Raw genomic sequence first — 19,248 nt, forward strand, 5'->3', positions numbered from 1 at the left:
CCGAGTAATCTCGATATACCCTTGTAATACAGAGAGTATGTTCGACCTATGTGGCCTGTGGTGACACCGGCGACAGACAATCAGTACCCTAATTTATCTTCAGCATTTGCTGTTTATCGTTATCAGGTGGGTTTATTTCGCGTTATACCGTAAACTCTCGCTCATTAATGGATTTTATTACTAACCTTGTCTCGCATAAGCCTAAATTGTTATTGACCATGATTAACAACAATGCCTTGTGATACAACTTACTACTGACCAATAAGAATTATTTTTTATGTTTTTATCACCTTATTTTACCAAGCTAGATCAAAGTGTGTTTATTTCGGCTCAACAGGCTAGTGATTTTGCTAAAAAAGTCGCCGAAGACTTCAACCCCATTCATGATGTAGGAGCTAAACGCTTCTGTGTTCCTGGCGATTTATTGTTTGCTCTAGTGTTGACCGAATACGGTTTAAGCCAAAATATGCAGTTTAAGTTTGCTGGTATGGTCGGTGATCGCGTGGAGTTAAACGTGGATAAAAACGTGGCCGATAAATTCAGCCTTTGCGACACCAAAGGCAAAGAATATCTGCATATTGAACGACAGGGTGACGAGTGCCAATGTGATGTGCAAACGGCGGCATTCATTAAAAGCTATGTCGCTTTTTCAGGATTGAATTTTATTCACGTACTTGTGCCTATGATGAAGCAATACAAGATGATGATTAATCCTGATCGTCCATTAGTGATTTATGAAAGCATGTCATTTCATTTGGACCATTTTGATTTCAGCACCATCAGTTTACACCTTATTAAACAAGACTTAGCTATTGATGGTAAGCGTGGTGATGTCACCCTCACCTTTGAACTTCAAAGCCAAGGCAAAGTGATAGGTAGCGGAGTCAAAACATTAGTATTAAGCGGTTTGCGCGAATTTGATGAAGAAAAAGCGCAGCAAATGTGCGACCGATACGAAAGCAGAAAGCGGGCGTAACCATGCATTGTGGGCGATTTTTTGTCGCTCACGAAATATCATTCCGTAACGATATCAGCTCGATCCAGCATGTTGAATGCTCAAATACCGACACGGAATGGTATCTTCGATATCCTATTGATCATAATGCCAATTTGAACACCGATTTGTGACTAACAGGGTAACACTTAACGGATACGTACGATTTAGTGCGTTACTTGCTCTTGGTGTAGTTGCCCATCTTGCAATAGTACCAATGCACTATTGCCGATAAGTTGTTCAACACATTGGCATCCAACCTCAGCAAAATGGCTAACAGCAGCCTCTCTGACGATATCAAGCGACTTGAAGGTTTTCATGTTTTCGTCAGTACTGGCACATAAACAGAAAAACAGTTGTAATACTGCTTTACGTTCAGGGTGGCGCATAACGTCAGCCCATGATCGCTCTAATGCTGTTATCGAAGTAAAGTCTAATCCTTCAATAAAAAACGCCCCAATACGTTGATCTAAACGCACTAGAAATTCTGTTTTTCGCGGAAAGTGATGACTGATCCCCGTGCGGCTAACACCAGTGGCTGCAGATAATGTTGTGTACGACATCGCCTCAAAACCAATTGTGAGGATTTGTTTGAAGGCTTCATCTAAAATTTGGTTAACGGTTAACTCAGTTTCAACTCTAGAACGCTTGGCCATAAACTTGATCTCTCTAATTATTTTGATGCAAGAGCTTACCAGACCGAACTAGAAAATTCTGCTGTGATTTAGCAAAATGGCAACATATTTAACCGTACAATGTACAGATCTACAGGATAAAACAGAATATTATCGCGATAACGATTTATTTACCCCTTTAAAATCAAAGGTAATAACAGAACACGGCTAAATGACCTTCATACGGTAAAAACAATCGCGAATAAAAGTTTATCGCTTATTTTATTGTTGAAAATTGCTTTTTCAGCCACTGCTGCGTTTCTGCCTTGCCCATCAACTGTTCTAAGGTCGGCGACAACACTTCAATTAACTTAGGTTGACGCCAAAACATGTACTCAGGCAAAGACTGAACTGCACCAAAAGTACGCTGGACTAAGCTAGAAAACTCTCCCATGTCACGCGTCGACCACGTCGGCATTAATGGATAAACCGCGGTTAAAAAATCCTCATACCGAGTAAAATGCTGTAATTGTTGGGCATCATAATGACTGAGTACAACCTGTAACTGGGGAGAACTCCAATGGGACAAATTACCACTGTCGTTAATGAGCGCTAGATTACGCCGATGGAACTGTTGCCACGCCAGATCGAGCTGGTGATAATGTTGCGCAATACGCCATAATAAATACAAATCGGCTAGCCATTCATGCTGATATTTAGTCAAAGAGGAAGGTAAAATGCTGTCTTGCAGTGCAATGTTATATAAATGGCCTATCTCGTGCCACAAGGTTAACTGTGTTTGTTCGGCTAACGGCAACTGATAAGTTGTTAACCCAATCGCGCCACTCTGTTCTGTCACCTCTTTAGCGGGATTAATAATAATCACCCCTGCAATGATGTCATCTTTAGCTACCAGCACCATGGCACTTTTACGCCCAATTGCACGGCGAATATTAGCAACAGAAAAAGCCGCTTGATGTTGTAATGAGGTAGGCAGTAACGCAACACATCGCACCAGAGTAGACACTGGGCACACCAGTGCTTGTTTAGTTGCAATAGGGGTGTAATAAGCGTGGCGAATATCATCATTCGCCACATTATCTTCAACAATAGCCTGAGTCGCTATGACCGGAACGATGGCCACTGATTGACTCATAAACGGGTTGGCATTGACAAGCTGACTTGCTAATAACGCTGCGCAAGCGAGGCTATAGCTTAATAACGTCAGTAATGATCGCTGCCAGTATCTAAGCATCGATTATTTTTGTGACATAATATTTTGAATAATGGCCGTGGTTGACACACCATCTTCAAATCCAAGCACTTCGACCTTACCGCCCGCGGCTATCACTTCAGCACCACCGGCAATATCTTCCACCTTATAATCACCACCTTTAACTAAAGAATCGGGTAATAAGCGCGTAATAATCCGTTGCGGCGTGTCTTCAGAGAATGGAACCACCCAATCAACCGCTGCTAGGCCCGCTAACACCGCCATACGACGATCAACCGTGTTGACTGGACGTCCAGGGCCTTTTAACCGTGTAACCGAGTCATCATCATTCACAGCAACAATGAGGCGATGACCTAACGCTTTGGCTTGCTGTAAATAACTCACATGACCCGCGTGTAGAATATCAAAACAACCATTGGTCATCACAATACGTTCACCGCGTAAACGTGCCTGATCCATCGCATAAGCTAATTGATCTTCTGTCATCACCCCAAAGCCAGACTCGCCATGGTTAAGGGCTAATGCCTGAATTAATTCGATGCGGCTGACCGTCGAGGTACCGAGTTTACCCACAACCACGCCTGCTGCGGTATTGGCAATCGCACAAGCTTGCGCTAACGTCGCGCCCGCAGCAATGGATGTCGCTAAGGCTGAGATCACGGTATCACCGGCACCCGTTACATCGTGAACTTCACGGGCAACCGTTGGAATGTGCAGTTCAGGTTGATCTTGCGATACTAAGGTCATGCCTTTTTCTGAACGAGTCACTAAAATGGCATCAAAATCATGCAATTTAATCAGTTTTAGGGCTTTTTCGATTAAATCATTTTCGCTGGTCACCGTACCGACAACCGCCTCAAACTCACTCATATTTGGCGTAATTAATGACGCACCATGATAACGGGCAAAATCATGCCCCTTAGGATCAACTAATACTTTTACCCCTTTGGCTCGCGCTTTAGCAATAAAATCCTTAGGTTCATCAATGGCGCCTTTGGCATAATCTGACAATACCAATACATCAACATTGTCTAAAATGGCTTCGCTTTGAGCGAATAACGCTTGGCTAGTGGCTTTATCAAACGGTTCTTCAAAATCTAAGCGGATCAATTGCTGATTGCGCGACAAAACGCGTAATTTAGTAATCGTTGGCTTGTCGGCGACCGTTAACCACTGTGGCTCAACGCCAAACACTTTCACCCCTTGGGTTAATGCTTGCGCGGTTTCATCTTGACCTACAATACCCGCTAGGTGGACATGCCCACCTAATGTAGCAATGTTTAATGCCACGTTGGCGGCACCGCCGGGTCTATCTTCGATTTGATTAATTTTAACAACAGGTACCGGGGCTTCGGGTGAAATGCGTCCCGTAGGGCCTACCCAATAGCGATCTAACATCACATCGCCAATCACTAAAACGCGCGCATTTTCAAAAGCGGGGAGAGAAACCTTCATGGTGTATTCGCTGTCTTGTAAAATTTAACCATGATTGTACCTAATTTTCAGCAAAATATGAGGTAGAATAACAAATAATTTTTATGAACTAGACGAGTTATCTGTGGTCGAGAAAGCCGAATTTTCTTCTGATTTATATCATCCTAAACATTGGCTAATGTGGTTTGGCGTCGGGTTAATGCGCTTGACCTTGTTATTACCCTTACCGTGGCAAATGAATATTGGCAGTGCACTTGGCCGATTAGTGATGAAAATAGCCAGTGGTCGAACCCATACCGCAAGGCGTAACATCGATTTATGCTTTCCAGATATGAGTGATACAGACAAACAACAACTGCTTAAGCGGACCTTTGAAGAAACCGGCAAAGCCTTATTTGATACCATTAACGCCTGGTGGTGGTCAAACGATCGCGTCCAGCAACACATGACGATTAAAGGCACTGAACATGTTAGTCAAAGCTTGGACAGTGGCAAAGGGGTGATTTTATTTGCGGTGCATTGCCTACCACTTGAAATGGGCGCGCGTATATTTGGTCAATTTGCCCCTGGTATTGGGGTATATCGTCCACACAACAATCCGGTAATGGAATACTTACAAGTAAAAGGTCGCTTACGCTCAAATAAAGGCTTAGTGCCTAAGCGTAACGTGCGCCAAATGATCCGCAGTTTACGCAGCCCTGACGTGATTTGGTACACAGCGGACCAAGACTTTGGCCGCTCAAGCGCGGTGTTTATTCCTTTCTTTGGGGTACCGGATGCAGCCACCATTACCGGTGCAACCTCTCTGGCGAGATTAGGCAAAGCCAATGTTGTGCCTTTTTTTGTTGAACGTAATGCTGATGATAACGGCTATACCCTCGAGATCATGGCGCCTTTAGATAACTTTCCCGGCGACAATGAAACTGATGACGCCATCCGAGGCAACCAGATAATTGAACAACTGATTAGCCGCAACAAACCACAATATATGTGGCTGCATCGTCGCTTTAAAACGCGTCCCACCGAAGATACACCCTCGTTATATGACTGAAGTTAGTTAATCGAGCGGCCGTATTGGTCATAAAAGCGTCTTTAGACGCTTTTTTATTGGCTCATCATTTACCACTCGTTTGATTTGTTACACCTAATACCATGCCAATTTATCAATGTGGTGACACGATTATCGATGTTGATTTGAAAAGCCACACCGCAAAGCGCAAAAACATTGCCACTACCAACGCAGTTTTGATGGCGTTTATTGAGAACATAATGATCCGAGCAGTATGGGGGGAACTTAGCATGAAGAGGCATATTGACACCCAAACCTTCACCGCACTAGCCCGGCAGGAATCGTCATTATATAAAATCACACATTTCACTGAGCGACTTCTTTTCCAGTGCATGTTGTGGGATGGTCGCATCATCTGCAGGATACCCAGCAATAATAAGCATATAGGGGCGTTCATTATCATTGTCGCGCCCACACACTTTACTTAAAAAGCTCATCGGTTTTGGGGTGTGCGTTAAAGTACCAAGGCCTGCGTGATGCAATGCTTGGATTAAAAATCCCGTCGCAATCCCCACTGATTCATGGACATAATAATTACTCTTTTGTTCACCCGCCGCTTCGGTGCGTTTTTTACTGAACACAGCAATTAGCCAAGGCGCATGTTCTAAATACGGTTTATCGGCGTTAGTCCCTAAAGGTTTCAATGCCGCTAACCATTCCTCGCCGGCACGACCGGCATAAAACGCTTGCTCTAATGCCTCAGCTTGTTGACGAATTTGCGCTTTTATTTGCGGACTGTTAATTGCCACAAAATGCCACGGCTGATGGTTGGCCCCATTAGGTGCCGTGCCCGCCGCTAAAATGCACTGTTCAATAATGGCTTGCGGGACTGCACGGTCAGAAAACGCCCTAATAGAATGACGCCGTTTAACCTGCTGGTAATTATCTTGTGCCCGTTTGAGCATTTCATCGGGTGAATATTCAATAAAATCGGTCAGAGGTAAATGCGTTTGGGTCATAATGCATCCTAATGATTAAGCTTACTTGTTACTGTTATGTTGAGCTTACACTCATGTTTGTTGCGATAACGCTAGTTTTTTGGAATAACACTAATATTTCTGCAAAAACACTAATATTTCTGCAAAAATACTACGCTAACAAACAGGATAATAATGACTATTAAAATATTCTTATTGAAACCGTTGGAGCGACAGATTAGAGTCTATGCGAGTCAGTTTAGCTTTCTAAAGGATCATATGATTGCAGTAATAATAGGTGCGACGGGGTTAGTGGGTAATACCTTACTGGCTCGCATCATTGAAAGTGAACAGTATAGTAAAGTATTGGTCATTGGCCGTTCGGAACCTAATTTAGTCGAACATCAATTTGGCGCCGAAAAAGTACAGTTTATTGACAGCCAGCTTGACGAACTTCATGAACTTACATTGGCAGACAAAGTGGATCATGCCTTTTGCTGTTTAGGTACCACTATCAAGCAAGCTGGTAGCGAAGAGGCCTTTATTCAGGTTGATAAATTAGCCGTACTGGCCTTTGCTAAACTGTGTCAAACCCAAGCAAATCCTTCGCTTAAATTTATGGTAGTGACCTCACTGGGTGCGGATGCTAAATCAAGCGTGTTTTATAACCGGATAAAAGGCGAGGTTGAACAAGCGCTTAAGGCGTTGTCCTTACCAGTAATGAATATTTTTCAACCCAGTTTATTATTAGGGCCTCGAGATAATAGACGTCTTCTGGAAGATATTGGCCAAACCATTTTGGGGGGATTATCGTTTTTGTTTATCGGCCCGCTGCGTCAATATCAGCCCATTGATGCACAAATGGTCGCGGAGTCGATGTACCAAGTCGCTCTGAAGCCTCAAGTCGCTCCCACCACTCAAATTATCACTAATGCCATGATGCATCGCTGTCATTATTCATAAGAGTACGCTCGACAATAATGCATGTTTGTGACAAGTTAATACCAATGTGTTGTTTAATGCTAACGACATAAAAGTATAACTGTAACGATTAAGTAAGGAGAACGAGATGAGTGATGCTAACGATTTAACCTTAAATGAAGTCTGTGAAATACTCGACAAAAGCCCTACTACAATTAAGCGTTATGCTCGCGAAAATTTACTGTTCACTGAACAACACGGTAATGTGCTTAGTTTTAATAAAGCCGAAGTGATGCGTTATTTAGCGTTTTCTGAACGTTAATCCCTCTTTACCCGTTTAACGTTCTTTGCTCAAAGTTCTTTACTAAAAGTTCTCTGCTAAAAGTTCTCTGCTAAAAAAATCCCCAAACCGTCATTGACAGTATTGGGGATTTTTTTATCGGCTTAGTGAGTACTGCACAGCAAGACGTTAGTCACCAAAGTCATCGAGTAAAATATTCTCCGACTCAACCCCTAAGCTTTCTAGCATAGCAATAACCGATGAATTCATCAGCGGCGGGCCACACATATAATACTCACAATCTTCCGGCGCTTTATGCTGTTTTAGGTAATTCTCGTACAGCACGTTATGGATAAAGCCTGTGTATCCGGTCCAATTATCTTCTGGCAATGGATCCGACAAGGCCACATTCCAAGTAAAATTGTCATTTTCAGCGGCAAGTTGATCAAAATCTTGTTGATAAAACACTTCGCGAGTTGAACGAGCCCCATACCAAAAGCTCATTTTACGCTTAGTGTTAACACTTTTTAGCTGATTAAAAATATGCGACCGCATTGGCGCCATGCCAGCACCACCACCAATAAACACCATTTCAGCATCGGTTTCTTTGACAAAAAACTCGCCAAATGGACCCGAAATAGTCACCTTATCACCGGCTTTTAAGCTAAATATATACGACGACATTTTCCCTGGTGGTAAACCGGCTTTAGGCGGGGTAGCGATACGTACATTAAGCAGTATACTGCCTTTTTCATCAGGATAATTGGCCATCGAATAAGCACGTAATACGTCTTCATCCACCGTAGAGACTAAATCAAATAAACCATACTTAACCCAGTCATCACGGTATTCGTCCGGAATATCAAAATCAGCATAACGGACTTTATGGGCAGGCGCTTCAATTTGAATGTAGCCACCCGCTTTAAATAACACATCTTCGCCTTCGGGAATTTTTAATAACAGTTCTTTAATAAAGGTCGCTTGGTTATTATTTGAAATAACCTCACATTGCCATTTTTTAACCCCAAAAATTTCTTCATCAATCTCAAGCTCCATGTCGGTTCGCACGGCGACTTGGCACGCCAAACGAGAGCCGTCTTTGGCTTCTTTTTTCGAGATATGATCCAGCTCAGTCGCTAAAATATCACCGCCACCGGCTTTCACTTTTACGCGGCATTGACCACAAGTACCACCACCGCCACAGGCTGATGGAATAAATATCTGTTGCCCAGACAATGCACCCAATAATTTATCACCCGCAGGGGTTTGCACGCTTTTACTGGCATCACCATTAATGCTAATCGTCACATCACCGGTGTTCACCAATTTTCGTTTGGCGACTAAAATCACCACCACTAGCAAACTTACCACTATGGTAAACATGCCAATACCTATTGCCATTTCCATTAAATAACCCTTTTTTTAATGCGTTATAACGTAATGCCCGCAAATGACATAAAGCCCAGAGCCATTAAGCCGGTGGTAATAAATGTGATCCCAATGCCTTGTAATCCATCAGGAATAGCATGAAACTTCATCCGTTCACGCAATCCTGCTAATAACACGATGGCCATCGCCCAACCCACAGCAGAACCCGCAGCAAAGACCACTGACTCAGTAAAGTTATAGTCACGGTTAGCCATAAAGATAACCCCGGCAAAAATAGCGCAATTGACCGTTAATAGCGGTAAGAAGATCCCTAATGACTGATATAAGGTCGGAATATAACGGTCTAAAAACATTTCTAAAATTTGCACTAACGCGGCTATCACCCCGATAAAGGTAATCAACTGTAAATAGCTTAAATTAAGTTCAGCAAACCCCGCCCACGCTAATGCGCCTGGCGCTAAGATATTGACGTAGATAATTTGATTTAGTGGCACTGCCAGCATCATCACCACAATCACTGCGATCCCTAAGCCAAATGCAGTTGAGACCTTTTTTGATACGGCTAAAAAGGTGCACATACCTAAGAAAAATGACAGCGCCATATTGTCGATAAACGCCGCTTGGATAAATAAATTAATATAGTGTTCCATGCTGTTTCCTTATCCGCGCTTGCGCTGAATGATTTTAATGACCCAAATCATCACGCCAATGATAAAAAAGGCACTGGGTGGCAATGTGAACATCTCATTCGCCAAATACCAGCCGCCATTTTCGACAGTGGTTAAGATTGAATGACCAAACAAACTGCCACGACCCAGTAGTTCACGAATAAACGCCACGCCCATTAAAATCACCCCATAACCCAAGGCATTGCCTAAGGCATCGAACACGGCTAGGTGAGGAGGATGTTTCATCGCAAAGGCTTCGGCGCGGCCCATAATGATACAGTTAGTGATGATCAAACTCACAAACACAGATAACTGTTTCGATAGCTCATACGCCACATCTTGTAGCACCATATCGACAATAATCACCAAGGACGCAATCACGGTCATTTGCGCAATAATGCGCACACTGTTGGGAATAAAGTGGCGAATGCTTGAAATAATCAAGTTCGAAAACACCAACACAAACGTCACCGCGAGTGTCATCACAAATGCGGTTTGCATCGAATTACTGACCGCTAAGGCCGAACACACACCTAATACCTGCATTGCCACTGGATTATTGGCAAAAATAGGCGATGTCAGGATCTCGCGAGTTGAAGTGGTATTACTCATTTACTTATCCTCTGCAGCGGCTAACGTGTGTAGATAAGTTTGGTATCCCTCTACGCCAAACCAAAACTCGACTAAACGTTGGATACCGACACCCGAACGAGTCGCACCACTGACACCATCGATGCCGTGAATGTCACCGTCTTTTGCACCGCCCTTAATCACTTTAATGGCAATGTTACCTTTGGCATCAAATAGCGTTTTGCCTTGCCACAAGGCTAACCATTGTGGGTCAGTAATAAAGTCAGCAATACCTGGGGTTTCGCCATGCTCATAAAACACGATGTTCTCAATGGTGTTTAAGTCAGGTTTTATCGCCATGTAACCGTAAATAATCGACCACAAACCTTTGCCGTAAATAGGCATAACAATACTGGCAAGTTGACCCTTGGTGTCGTACACCTCAAAAATGCGAATATCGGTCGCCATGGTTTTAATCTTGGCGATGTCTTTTTTAGGTTTAGTAGACGTTTCAGGGTTAATGGCCGCCATGCGTTCGTCAAAATCAAGTAAGTTAGCTTTTTCAGTCACTTTACCTGTCGCCAAGTTAACCATTTTCGGTTGAACTCGCTGAGTAAACAACTCGCTAAAGTCACCTTGGCTGATGTCGATGTCAGCAGCCTTTAACACATACTGCTGCACTTCTTCACGCTTCTTGGCTAATTTGCGCTCTTTTAAAATCTCGACAGTACCCGTGATCATAAACGAACAAACTAAGCTTAAAATGATAATAAAAACCATGGTTCCAGCGACGGTATCTTTCTTAAAGGCCATGACGTTTTAGTCTCCGTTTAATATTAGCGCGAGCGACTAAGTAGTCGAATAACGGTGCCCATAAATTAGTAAACAAAATAGCCAACATAATACCCTCTGGCATTTTGGTATTGAGTAAACGAATAATAATGGTCATAAAGCCAATCATAAATCCAAAAACAAACTTGGCCTTACGGGTATAGGATGCCGTCACCGGATCGGTGGCCATAAACATCATTCCCAATGCAAAACCACCGGTCACTAAGTGCCATGTCCACGGCATTGCCGACATGGGATTTCTGCTAGAACCAAAATAGTTGAACAACAAGACGGTAATGATCATTCCCAGCATAACGCCGGCTACCACACGCCAATCAGCTACGCGGGTTAGGAGTAAAATACCGCCACCAATAAGAATGGCTAAGGTACTGGTTTCACCCACAGCACCTGGGGTAAAGCCTAAAAAGGCATTCCACCAGCTCGGATCACTCACCACGCTAAACCAACTCACATCGACAAAGCTTAATTTTTTAGCCACTGTAAGAGTTAATGTGGTTGCACCAGAAAAGCCATCAACCGCAACAAACTGTCCTAACGCCACCACTTCGGTTGGATAAGCAAAGTAAATAAACGCATAACCCGCTAGCGCAGGATTTAAGAAGTTGTAGCCCATGCCGCCAAAAAGCTCTTTTGCCACCACAACCCCAAAACTGATGCCTAAGGCCACAATCCATAATGGTGTAGAAATGGGTAAAATTAACGAGAACGATAAGGCAGTGATAAAAAAGCCTTCATGTAATTCTTGGCGACGCACTTTGGCAAACACCACTTCCCATACCAAGTTTACTATCAGCGCCGTTAAGTAAAACGGCACATAAAAACTGGCACCATAAGCGAATAAACTGATCAAACCTGCACTTTCAGTCAGCGAGCCAAACATCGCGTTATACAAGGCTAATTGCCATACATCAGGCTGGGTTGCCCCGGCAATAATGGCCATTTGCGCCTGAAGACCAATGTTGTACATACCCAATAACATGGCAGGAAATAAACACATGCCGACAATGTGCATGGTGCGCTTAACATCAATAGCATCACGAATATGCACATCACCTTTAGTGCTGCGGCCATTGGCTATCCACAAAGACCGTAGATAACTCCGCATTGAGTTACCATGGGCGTAGTAACTGTCTTGGGTGCTGGTTTTTTTCTGTTGCTGACTCATTAACCTTCCCTCTCGATAATATCTAGGCAAGCACGTAATTCTTTACCGAAGTCATATTTCCCAGGGCACACAAAAGTACATAGTGCTAAATCTTCTTCATCTAGTTCTAATGCCCCTAATAACTGTGCCTCATCGGTATCGCGTACCACTAAGTCGCGCACTAAAAGCGTGGGCAGAATATCTAATGGCATCACACGATCAAGTTGACCAAATGCCATCATGGCCCGTGGAGAACCACCAGCTTGGGTCGTAAAGTCGAACAGTTTTTTGGTGCGACTAAAGCCTGACATCATGATGCCGGTCATTGAGAATTTTCGGCTATCATGGCGAACCCAAGGTAAAATCTCTTGTTGTCCATTTTCAGTGAGCACACTAATTTGATTATGAAAGCGGCCAAGATAATCATAAACGCCGACAGCCGTATGGCCTGACAATAGTGATCCAGAAACAATACGGGAATCTTGTTGATTGATTTCATCCAGGGTCAAATCGCTTAGCTTCGCACCCAATTGAGTTTTCATTAATCGTGGCATTAACACATTAGGGCCGGCTAATGACACGATACGATTGGTATACAGTTCGCCGGTTAAAAACAGTTTGCCAAAGGCAATCACGTCTTGATAACCCACATGCCACACTTGGCGTTCAATACTGGCAGGTAACAGATAATGAATATGGGTGCCAACTAATCCGGCAGGGTGCACACCGTTAAAACGCTGAACACTGACTTGCGATAAGTCGTGCTCAATGCTGGCATCGGCCAATAACGAAGCGCCATCGTCTTGGCATAGATACACCTGACCGCTAGTCAAAAACGTTAGGGCAAATAATCCGGCCTGAAAAGCCTGTGGTTGAGTCGCAATAATAACCCGTGGATCGGGCGCAAGAGGATTGGTGTCAATGGCGGTGACAAATATACCGGCAGGGCTTGCATCTAACTGGGGCACTCGAGAAAAAGGACGTGTGCGCAACGCGGTCCATAAGCCACTGCGGACTAAACCGTCTTTAACAGCTTGATGTGATAGCGTATTAATATCCATAGACTCAAGAATGAAACAGGGCTCTTGCTTGGCATCACAATCAATGACCACCGACTGCAGGACCCGACGCTCTCCGCGATTAATAGCGACAACAACTCCGCTTGCTGGCGCGGTAAATAACACCCCTGGCGTTTTTTTGTCTTCAAATAACACTTGGCCTTTGACGACACTATCGCCTACTTCAACCGACATTGTTGGCTTTAAGCCCACATATTCTTCACCAATTAACGCCACTTGGGTCGTTTTAGGTGCGTCATCTATTTGCTGTAGTGGTTCACCAGCAACCGGGATATCAAGTCCACGCTTAATAGTTATCACTGGATTGTTAGCACCAGCCATCACATTCACCATCTAAAAATATTCGATAGCTAATATTATATGTTTGCAACTACTAATATAACAACAAAGATCACAGTCCGAGTGAGAACTGTAATTTTTCAACATAACCGAATACCAAATGTGTGAACCAAATCAATTTATTGACCAATATGATGCAATTTGTGTAATTTTAAAGTCAAAAAGGTTTTTACATTTCGACGTCATTTCCGCGGCGATTTACTAATAATTATTAACAAAAATAGCCGAAAGCCACTTCATTAAAGGCCAACTTACGCCCATTAATGATGTCGCATTAAAATGGCGAACCGCTGATATTCTATATCGTTAGCCAGAGACGTTAATCAGCCAATTGTTGAATTAACCGTCCTTGCTGAAAAAGGTACACCGAATCCATTTGTTCTAACGCGGTCAAGCGATGGCTGATCATTAGCAGGGTTTTGTGCTGGGCAAAATCGAGTAAGACGTTGAGGATTTCACGCTCGGTACGTTTATCGAGTCCTTCAGTAGGTTCATCTAACAGCAGCAAAGGAGCATCACGCAATAATGCCCGAGCCACGCCAATTCTGCGCTGCTCGCCACCGGATAATTGTCGGCCGCCCTCACCGATCCAACAATCTAATGGTTTATCGCCTTGCAACAAGGTTTGCAGACCCACTTGCTGTAACACTTCAATAAAACGGTGATCATGTTCTTTTTTGGCCTCACCGTGCAGATACGGCAACGCTAACGCTAAATTGTCACGTAAAGTACCTGAAAACAGGTAAATACGTTGACTAACCACAGTCATCGCAGCACGAAGATTGGCATCGCTGTAGTCACTGATTGGCTGATCATCAAGCGTAATGGATCCCTGCTGCGCCGCCCAGTCACGGGTGATCAGTCCCAATAAGCTTGATTTACCACAACCAGTAGGACCTAAAATAGCCACCTTTTCACCGGCTTTAATGGTTAAGCCGAGGCCTTGTAACACCGGAGAGTGCGCGTGATAACCAAAGTGAACGCCACTGATCTGCAAAGCTCCGTGATGGGCTTGTAAGTGACTATCAGGATTAAATATCACACTCGGTGTTTGCTCGGTTATTTCCGTCACCCGCCGCGCAGCAAGTACCGTGCTTGATAAATGTTGGAATGCACCGGCTATCGGCATCATCATTTCAAGACTGGCCATAGTGGCGAACACCATTAATGCCATTAACGGCCCTGGCGGCGAGAGCTCACCGACACTTTGACCCGCTAAATACAGCATAGAGACAACCGCACTGCCATTGATTAATATCAGTAATGCTTGGCTTAGCCCGGTAATATTGGCCATGGTGGTTTGCTGACTAAATAAACTGTGCTGCGCTTGTTCAAGTTGAGCCAAATAGCGCTTATTAGCGCCAAATAAACTTAACTCGGCCTGCCCCTGAATAACATCAAGTAACTCAACTCGATATTGCCTTTGCGCCTGCATTAATACTTGCCCAGGCGCCTTACCTAAGTAATAAAATACTAGCGGTAAGATAAACCAAGCGGCTAATAACAGAGTGCATAAACTCAAGGCTAAATGGTTATCAAACCAACCGAGAAACGCCAACAATACACCAATCATCATCAAAGATGCGGCCATTGGCGTGAGTAAGCGTAAATAGAGATGATCTAAGGTATCAATATCGGCAACCAAACGATTGAGTAAGTCACCTCTTCGCAGACCTTGCAAGTTAGCCGCGCTTAACGGCAGTAACTTCTTCCATGCCCAAACACGCAGTTGCGTCAATAATTTAAAGGTCGCTTCATGGGTTGCTAACCGCTCACCGTAACGGCTTGCAGTACGAGCGATGGAGAAAAATCGCACACCTCCGGCGGGGGTGAAATAGTTAAACGTCTGCGCGGTAACCACCGCTAAGCCTGCTACTGCACTGGCAGATAAAAACCAGCCCGATAATGACAATAAGCCAATGCCCGTCAGTAATGTCGTCGATGTGAGCAAGAGCCCCACTAACATCATCAGCCACTGGCGGCGAAACAAAGCAACAAAAGGGCGTAATACCTGGATGATACTGCGCGGTTTCGCGTCAACGGATTGTGACATCAGCATACCTCCTGTTGTTGATTCTGTTGTTGATTGCGCATTTGTGCTAATAACCCATCAACCTGTTGTAAATCATTAACATGGCCTTGTTGTACGACCCTTCCTTTGTCCATGACCAAGACGCAATTCATCGTGTGTAAATCATCTAATTTATGGGTCACGGTTAATCCCGTTGTCGACTGCATTGCGCGCTGCAACGTGGCCATCACAGACTGCTCACTTTGGGCATCTAAACTGGCTGTTGGTTCATCTAATAAAAATAACTTCGCCGGTTGTGCCAACGCACGAGCCAAAGCAAAACGCTGAGCTTGGCCTACCGACACACCCGCGCTTTGATCGCTGATGATTAAATCGAGCCCTAATGGATGCTGTAACACAAACTCACTGATGTTGGCCTGTTCAAGCAACGCCATAATCTGCTCATCGTTTAATTGCGGGTTGGCCAAAGCAACATTTTCTCTCACGGTGCCATGGAATAATTGCGGATCTTGGCCTAACCAAGCCAGATGCTGACGCCATTGCGCCACATTAAGGTGCGATAATTCATGACCATTAATCAGCAATGATCCCTGATAAGGTAAAAACCCCAATAATGCATTCAGCAAACTGGTTTTTCCCGCGCCACTTGGACCCACAATGGCCCAGTGTTCACCTGCGGGTAACGTAAATGAAACAGGCCCAACTAAACGCTGACCATCTAAACTAAACACTTCAACCCCAATGGCTTGGATACCTATGCTATCGGCAGAGAATGTATTATTTTGTGGTATTGAATCGATAGCCACTGTGCTGACTTGGTAATCAAGCAGCTCAACTAGCGCTTCTGCTGCGCCAATGGCTTGAGCTTTGGCGTGATAATGGGTGCCTAAGTCGCGAAGCGGTTGATAAAATTCTGGCGCTAAAATCAACACAAACATACCGGTAAACAAACTCACCTGCACGCCATAATGACCAAAGTCGAGATGACCTAAGTAACTAAAGCCAAAATACACCGCCAATACCGCAATCGACACTGCGGCAAAGAACTCTAATACCGCTGAACTGAGAAAGGCTAAACGTAATACCGACATAGTGCGGGAGCGAAAGTCTTCTGAAGCCTGTTCAATATTGACTAACTCCGCGGCGCCGCGATTAAACAGCTTTAACGTTTGCAGTCCTTTTAGCCGATCCATAAAGTGGCCGCTTAAACGCGACAACGCCTGCATATTTTTACGGTTAGCATCTGCCGCACCCATGCCAACTAAAATCATAAACATTGGAATTAAAGGCGCAGTGGCCAACAAAATGATCCCTGCAGCCCAATTAAGCGGAAACACACACGCTAAGATCAGCAAAGGAATAAACCCCGCTAACATCATCTGCGGTAAGTATTTAGCATAAAAGTCATGTAAATCTTCAACCTGCTCAAACACTAAGGTTGCCCATGCTCCAGCAGGTTTACCTTTAATAAACACCGGACCCAGTGCCACTAACTTATTAAGCACAGCTTGACGTATATCTTCGCGTAAACGTTTTCCCGCCTCAAAACTAAGCCGTTCACGCACTTGGGCTAACAAGGCTCGTATCAATAACAAGCTAATAAGTGCATAGAATTCATTGCTTAATGCGCCAGGTACGAGGTTATCAATAATGACACCCTGCAAAATCTGGGCAATAAAATAGGCCTGTCCTACAATGGCAATGCCATTTAACACCCCACATAACGCAGATAATTTAAGGAAAATACCACAAGAAGATTGTTGGTTTTTAAGCCATTTTGCTAATGACTTTTCTAACGACTTGTCCATGAAGCTCCGGCGCAGTTATTGATGACCACTTTTATCACGCAGTATCGCAGTACTGGCATCTAGTTAACACTTAAAACGGTGTAAATGATATCTGATTCACATTTTGCTAATAAAGCCTGATTTAATAATTAAATTTAGTAACAATATCAATTACCTTAAATATCTTCTCGAAACATATCGCATTCAGTAAAGTACCTCTTGTGAAAATAGCCTGGTTTATCCCAAGCCAATATCACATTGCTCAGCATAATCATGATGAATCGTATAACCAAGCTAATTGATGAACAGAACACAGAGGGAGGCGATAGGCTAATATCAGTTTAGCATCGATAACACTCTTTACTGAGTGTTACTCTCGCCGTATTTAACCAACACGTGCCAGAGTAACTTTAAGTCTTGTCGTTTTTTAGAATGTGCTCCCCGCTCACTCCAAGAAGTAGGTTGTTTTTGTAATTGGTATGCCGCACGGCCAATAATTTCTGCATTGATCAACTCATTTTCAGCAATACTTTGTGCCAAAATAGGCATGGCAGCACCACGAAAATCATCCGGTACTTGCGCCACATTAATTTGACGCCCTTTATGCCAATGCAATTCAATTTCGTATTCGTTACACAAGGCGATTAATGAATCCCCTATGGCGCTCCCGATAAATGACGGATCCGCGACTAATATGGCGACATCTTCCTCCAGCATCACATCACCGTGAATTTGGGCTTCAATATAATGATCTAAATTAGCGCTTGGCATAGCGTCAAAGCGACGGCTGATATCATCGGTTAAATGCTGACTAAAATGTTCAATTAGCTTACTCGGTTTAAGCCCTGGAATGCCCAACGCATATTGACGTTCAAAACTTTCACTTAATAATGCCGCTATAATCGCATCAAAACACTTTATGGTGCCCTTTTCTTTGGGCAATCGATAAGAGTCCAGGTAACTAAAGGTACATCGCGACAATATTTGAGGATGGGTGACAAAATAACAACTGCCAAAGCGAGGCGCTGGGCCTAGCGGACATAAACCAAAATCTAACGCACCATATTTAGGCCGATGCTTAATACCAGAATAAGTGTGACCAAATAATTGGTTTTCCCAATGGTCGCGAGACCCGCCTAATTCTGGCGATAAGTGGCCATTAGAAACATGAGTTTCAAACTGACTTTTATACACACCATCACGCAATAACCCATCAACAACGGTGAGGCCACGGTTATCAATTTGATCGGGATGAAAATGCAAAGCGACTCGACTATGTTGCGCTAGCTCACGCATGGCGAGTTGGAGTGATAAGGTTGAAATATTAGACATTAACAACACATTCTTGATCACGGCATGAGCATGATCTCGCAGCTCATACGCCATTTTCTCTATGTGTGTTTGTGCCATTAATTTCATCAGTAAGAGACTCCTAAGTTAAGTAACCTCAGCTCGGGATAATAACGGTTATCAAACAACCCTTCCCCTGCTAACTGCGTTGAATTGACTTGCAATTGAGTCGCTGTTGAAGCGTCAATCCTCTTTATTAGCAAAACACATGGCAAATTAGCGATAAATTAGCTGAAATGTTCTGATTTTAGCTTACTTACCCCATATATTAACCCGAGATCAGCTTAGTAAAACCCTGCTAAGTCGCTGAATATTGCATTAGAAAACAGCTTATCATTTTATTGTATGTAATAAGTCGACGTTTAGCACTGTTGCAAGTCTTAAGATTAACACGATTTCATTCAACCGCTGTATTTGGGATAATAACCTCTGTATTTGAACGATTAAATCGCCCATTATTGATTGCAACCCAAGAGGATACATCATCGCCCACTAAGGGATTTGATAGCACTTATAGCGGTTTTCAGGTAAGCTTCACGGCCGCCGTTACTGGCTACCTTTTATTCAAAGCAACA

At 43.7% G+C, this 19,248-nt stretch carries 17 protein-coding genes; 4 read left to right on the top strand and 13 right to left on the bottom strand.

Translation table 11 applies throughout. From position 1 onward, the window contains the following. The first annotated feature begins 277 nt into the window (after positions 1-277). Positions 278-976: a DUF3581 domain-containing protein gene (locus AAEZ02_RS09905; RefSeq protein ID WP_101032805.1), complete on the top strand. Its 699-nt coding sequence runs from the start codon at positions 278-280 to the stop codon at positions 974-976. A gap of 185 nt (positions 977-1,161) precedes the next feature. Here the strand turns inward: AAEZ02_RS09905 and AAEZ02_RS09910 are convergent, their stop codons facing one another. The 3 genes from AAEZ02_RS09910 to hldE all read right to left on the bottom strand — a co-directional run bounded on the left by AAEZ02_RS09910 (position 1,162) and on the right by hldE (position 4,297). Beyond that, positions 1,162-1,650 (bottom strand): TetR/AcrR family transcriptional regulator, encoded by a 489-nt coding sequence (locus AAEZ02_RS09910; RefSeq protein WP_351122906.1) that lies wholly within the window; start codon positions 1,648-1,650, stop codon positions 1,162-1,164. A gap of 235 nt (positions 1,651-1,885) precedes the next feature. Next, positions 1,886-2,863, bottom strand: a complete 978-nt coding sequence (locus AAEZ02_RS09915) for a hypothetical protein (RefSeq protein ID WP_351076583.1) — start codon at positions 2,861-2,863, stop codon at positions 1,886-1,888. A gap of 3 nt (positions 2,864-2,866) precedes the next feature. Then, positions 2,867-4,297: a bifunctional D-glycero-beta-D-manno-heptose-7-phosphate kinase/D-glycero-beta-D-manno-heptose 1-phosphate adenylyltransferase HldE gene (gene hldE, locus AAEZ02_RS09920; protein ID WP_124013501.1), complete on the bottom strand. Its 1,431-nt coding sequence runs from the start codon at positions 4,295-4,297 to the stop codon at positions 2,867-2,869. Positions 4,298-4,400: 103 nt separating this feature from the next. Between hldE and lpxL the strand changes: the two genes are divergently transcribed. Next, positions 4,401-5,327, top strand: a complete 927-nt coding sequence (gene lpxL, locus AAEZ02_RS09925) for an LpxL/LpxP family Kdo(2)-lipid IV(A) lauroyl/palmitoleoyl acyltransferase (RefSeq protein WP_351122908.1) — start codon at positions 4,401-4,403, stop codon at positions 5,325-5,327. A gap of 305 nt (positions 5,328-5,632) precedes the next feature. Here lpxL and AAEZ02_RS09930 read toward each other — a convergent pair whose 3' ends face one another. After that, the gene (locus AAEZ02_RS09930; RefSeq protein WP_124013499.1) at positions 5,633-6,304 is read right to left on the bottom strand and encodes a nitroreductase family protein; all 672 of its coding nucleotides are present in this window, start codon (positions 6,302-6,304) and stop codon (positions 5,633-5,635) included. Between the two features lie 237 nt (positions 6,305-6,541). Here AAEZ02_RS09930 and AAEZ02_RS09935 point away from each other — a divergent pair, with 237 nt between their 5' ends. After that, complete coding sequence (locus AAEZ02_RS09935; RefSeq protein ID WP_157822212.1) at positions 6,542-7,225, top strand: Rossmann-fold NAD(P)-binding domain-containing protein; 684 nt, start codon at positions 6,542-6,544, stop codon at positions 7,223-7,225. A 106-nt stretch (positions 7,226-7,331) separates the two neighbouring features. Beyond that, positions 7,332-7,505, top strand: coding sequence for a helix-turn-helix domain-containing protein (locus AAEZ02_RS09940; protein WP_101032811.1), 174 nt, complete (start codon positions 7,332-7,334; stop codon positions 7,503-7,505). Between the two features lie 147 nt (positions 7,506-7,652). On the opposite strand, the gene nqrF is transcribed toward AAEZ02_RS09940, so the two are convergent. The 9 genes from nqrF to AAEZ02_RS09985 form a co-directional block, all read right to left on the bottom strand. Then, complete coding sequence (gene nqrF / locus AAEZ02_RS09945) at positions 7,653-8,870, bottom strand: NADH:ubiquinone reductase (Na(+)-transporting) subunit F (RefSeq protein ID WP_101032812.1); 1,218 nt, start codon at positions 8,868-8,870, stop codon at positions 7,653-7,655. Between the two features lie 23 nt (positions 8,871-8,893). Further along, positions 8,894-9,502: an NADH:ubiquinone reductase (Na(+)-transporting) subunit E gene (gene nqrE / locus AAEZ02_RS09950; protein ID WP_101032813.1), complete on the bottom strand. Its 609-nt coding sequence runs from the start codon at positions 9,500-9,502 to the stop codon at positions 8,894-8,896. 9 nt (positions 9,503-9,511) lie between these two features. Then, on the bottom strand, positions 9,512-10,132 hold the full coding sequence (locus tag AAEZ02_RS09955) for an NADH:ubiquinone reductase (Na(+)-transporting) subunit D (RefSeq protein ID WP_101032814.1): 621 nt from the start codon (positions 10,130-10,132) through the stop codon (positions 9,512-9,514). Beyond that, positions 10,133-10,903: a Na(+)-translocating NADH-quinone reductase subunit C gene (locus AAEZ02_RS09960; RefSeq protein WP_101032815.1), complete on the bottom strand. Its 771-nt coding sequence runs from the start codon at positions 10,901-10,903 to the stop codon at positions 10,133-10,135. Further along, the gene (locus tag AAEZ02_RS09965) at positions 10,893-12,107 is read right to left on the bottom strand and encodes an NADH:ubiquinone reductase (Na(+)-transporting) subunit B (protein WP_351122912.1); all 1,215 of its coding nucleotides are present in this window, start codon (positions 12,105-12,107) and stop codon (positions 10,893-10,895) included. The genes AAEZ02_RS09960 and AAEZ02_RS09965 overlap by 11 nt, the downstream gene beginning before the upstream one ends. Continuing rightward, positions 12,107-13,486 carry a Na(+)-translocating NADH-quinone reductase subunit A gene (locus AAEZ02_RS09970; protein ID WP_351122915.1) on the bottom strand — a complete coding sequence of 460 codons (1,380 nt, stop codon included), beginning with the start codon at positions 13,484-13,486 and terminating at the stop codon, positions 12,107-12,109. The genes AAEZ02_RS09965 and AAEZ02_RS09970 overlap by 1 nt, the downstream gene beginning before the upstream one ends. A 337-nt stretch (positions 13,487-13,823) precedes the next feature. Then, positions 13,824-15,521: a heme ABC transporter ATP-binding protein/permease CydC gene (cydC, locus tag AAEZ02_RS09975; RefSeq protein WP_351076702.1), complete on the bottom strand. Its 1,698-nt coding sequence runs from the start codon at positions 15,519-15,521 to the stop codon at positions 13,824-13,826. 35 nt (positions 15,522-15,556) lie between these two features. Beyond that, positions 15,557-17,344 carry a heme ABC transporter permease/ATP-binding protein CydD gene (cydD, locus tag AAEZ02_RS09980; RefSeq protein ID WP_351076570.1) on the bottom strand — a complete coding sequence of 596 codons (1,788 nt, stop codon included), beginning with the start codon at positions 17,342-17,344 and terminating at the stop codon, positions 15,557-15,559. Positions 17,345-17,683: 339 nt separating this feature from the next. Then, a complete protein-coding gene (locus tag AAEZ02_RS09985) occupies positions 17,684-18,742 on the bottom strand; it encodes a DUF3626 domain-containing protein (RefSeq protein WP_351122918.1) in 1,059 nt (352 codons plus the stop codon). Positions 18,743-19,248: the final 506 nt, after the last annotated feature.

The organism is Shewanella sp. T24-MNA-CIBAN-0130, assembly GCF_040310185.1.
GTDB lineage: Bacteria > Pseudomonadota > Gammaproteobacteria > Enterobacterales > Shewanellaceae > Shewanella > Shewanella psychromarinicola.

Bases quoted from the DNA above. Each gene is read 5' to 3' on its own strand.
- AAEZ02_RS09960 (WP_101032815.1), bottom strand. From the start codon at position 10,903: ATGGCCTTTAAGAAAGATACCGTCGCTGGAACCATGGTTTTTATTATC.
- AAEZ02_RS09970 (WP_351122915.1), bottom strand. From the start codon at position 13,486: ATGGCTGGTGCTAACAATCCAGTGATAACTATTAAGCGTGGACTTGAT.
- AAEZ02_RS09935 (WP_157822212.1), top strand. From the start codon at position 6,542: ATGATTGCAGTAATAATAGGTGCGACGGGGTTAGTGGGTAATACCTTA.
- AAEZ02_RS09955 (WP_101032814.1), bottom strand. From the start codon at position 10,132: ATGAGTAATACCACTTCAACTCGCGAGATCCTGACATCGCCTATTTTT.
- nqrF (WP_101032812.1), bottom strand. From the start codon at position 8,870: ATGGAAATGGCAATAGGTATTGGCATGTTTACCATAGTGGTAAGTTTG.
- AAEZ02_RS09940 (WP_101032811.1), top strand. From the start codon at position 7,332: ATGAGTGATGCTAACGATTTAACCTTAAATGAAGTCTGTGAAATACTC.
- AAEZ02_RS09965 (WP_351122912.1), bottom strand. From the start codon at position 12,107: ATGAGTCAGCAACAGAAAAAAACCAGCACCCAAGACAGTTACTACGCC.
- AAEZ02_RS09910 (WP_351122906.1), bottom strand. From the start codon at position 1,650: ATGGCCAAGCGTTCTAGAGTTGAAACTGAGTTAACCGTTAACCAAATT.
- hldE (WP_124013501.1), bottom strand. From the start codon at position 4,297: ATGAAGGTTTCTCTCCCCGCTTTTGAAAATGCGCGCGTTTTAGTGATT.
- AAEZ02_RS09930 (WP_124013499.1), bottom strand. From the start codon at position 6,304: ATGACCCAAACGCATTTACCTCTGACCGATTTTATTGAATATTCACCC.
- cydD (WP_351076570.1), bottom strand. From the start codon at position 17,344: ATGGACAAGTCGTTAGAAAAGTCATTAGCAAAATGGCTTAAAAACCAA.
- AAEZ02_RS09915 (WP_351076583.1), bottom strand. From the start codon at position 2,863: ATGCTTAGATACTGGCAGCGATCATTACTGACGTTATTAAGCTATAGC.
- nqrE (WP_101032813.1), bottom strand. From the start codon at position 9,502: ATGGAACACTATATTAATTTATTTATCCAAGCGGCGTTTATCGACAAT.
- AAEZ02_RS09985 (WP_351122918.1), bottom strand. From the start codon at position 18,742: ATGAAATTAATGGCACAAACACACATAGAGAAAATGGCGTATGAGCTG.
- AAEZ02_RS09905 (WP_101032805.1), top strand. From the start codon at position 278: ATGTTTTTATCACCTTATTTTACCAAGCTAGATCAAAGTGTGTTTATT.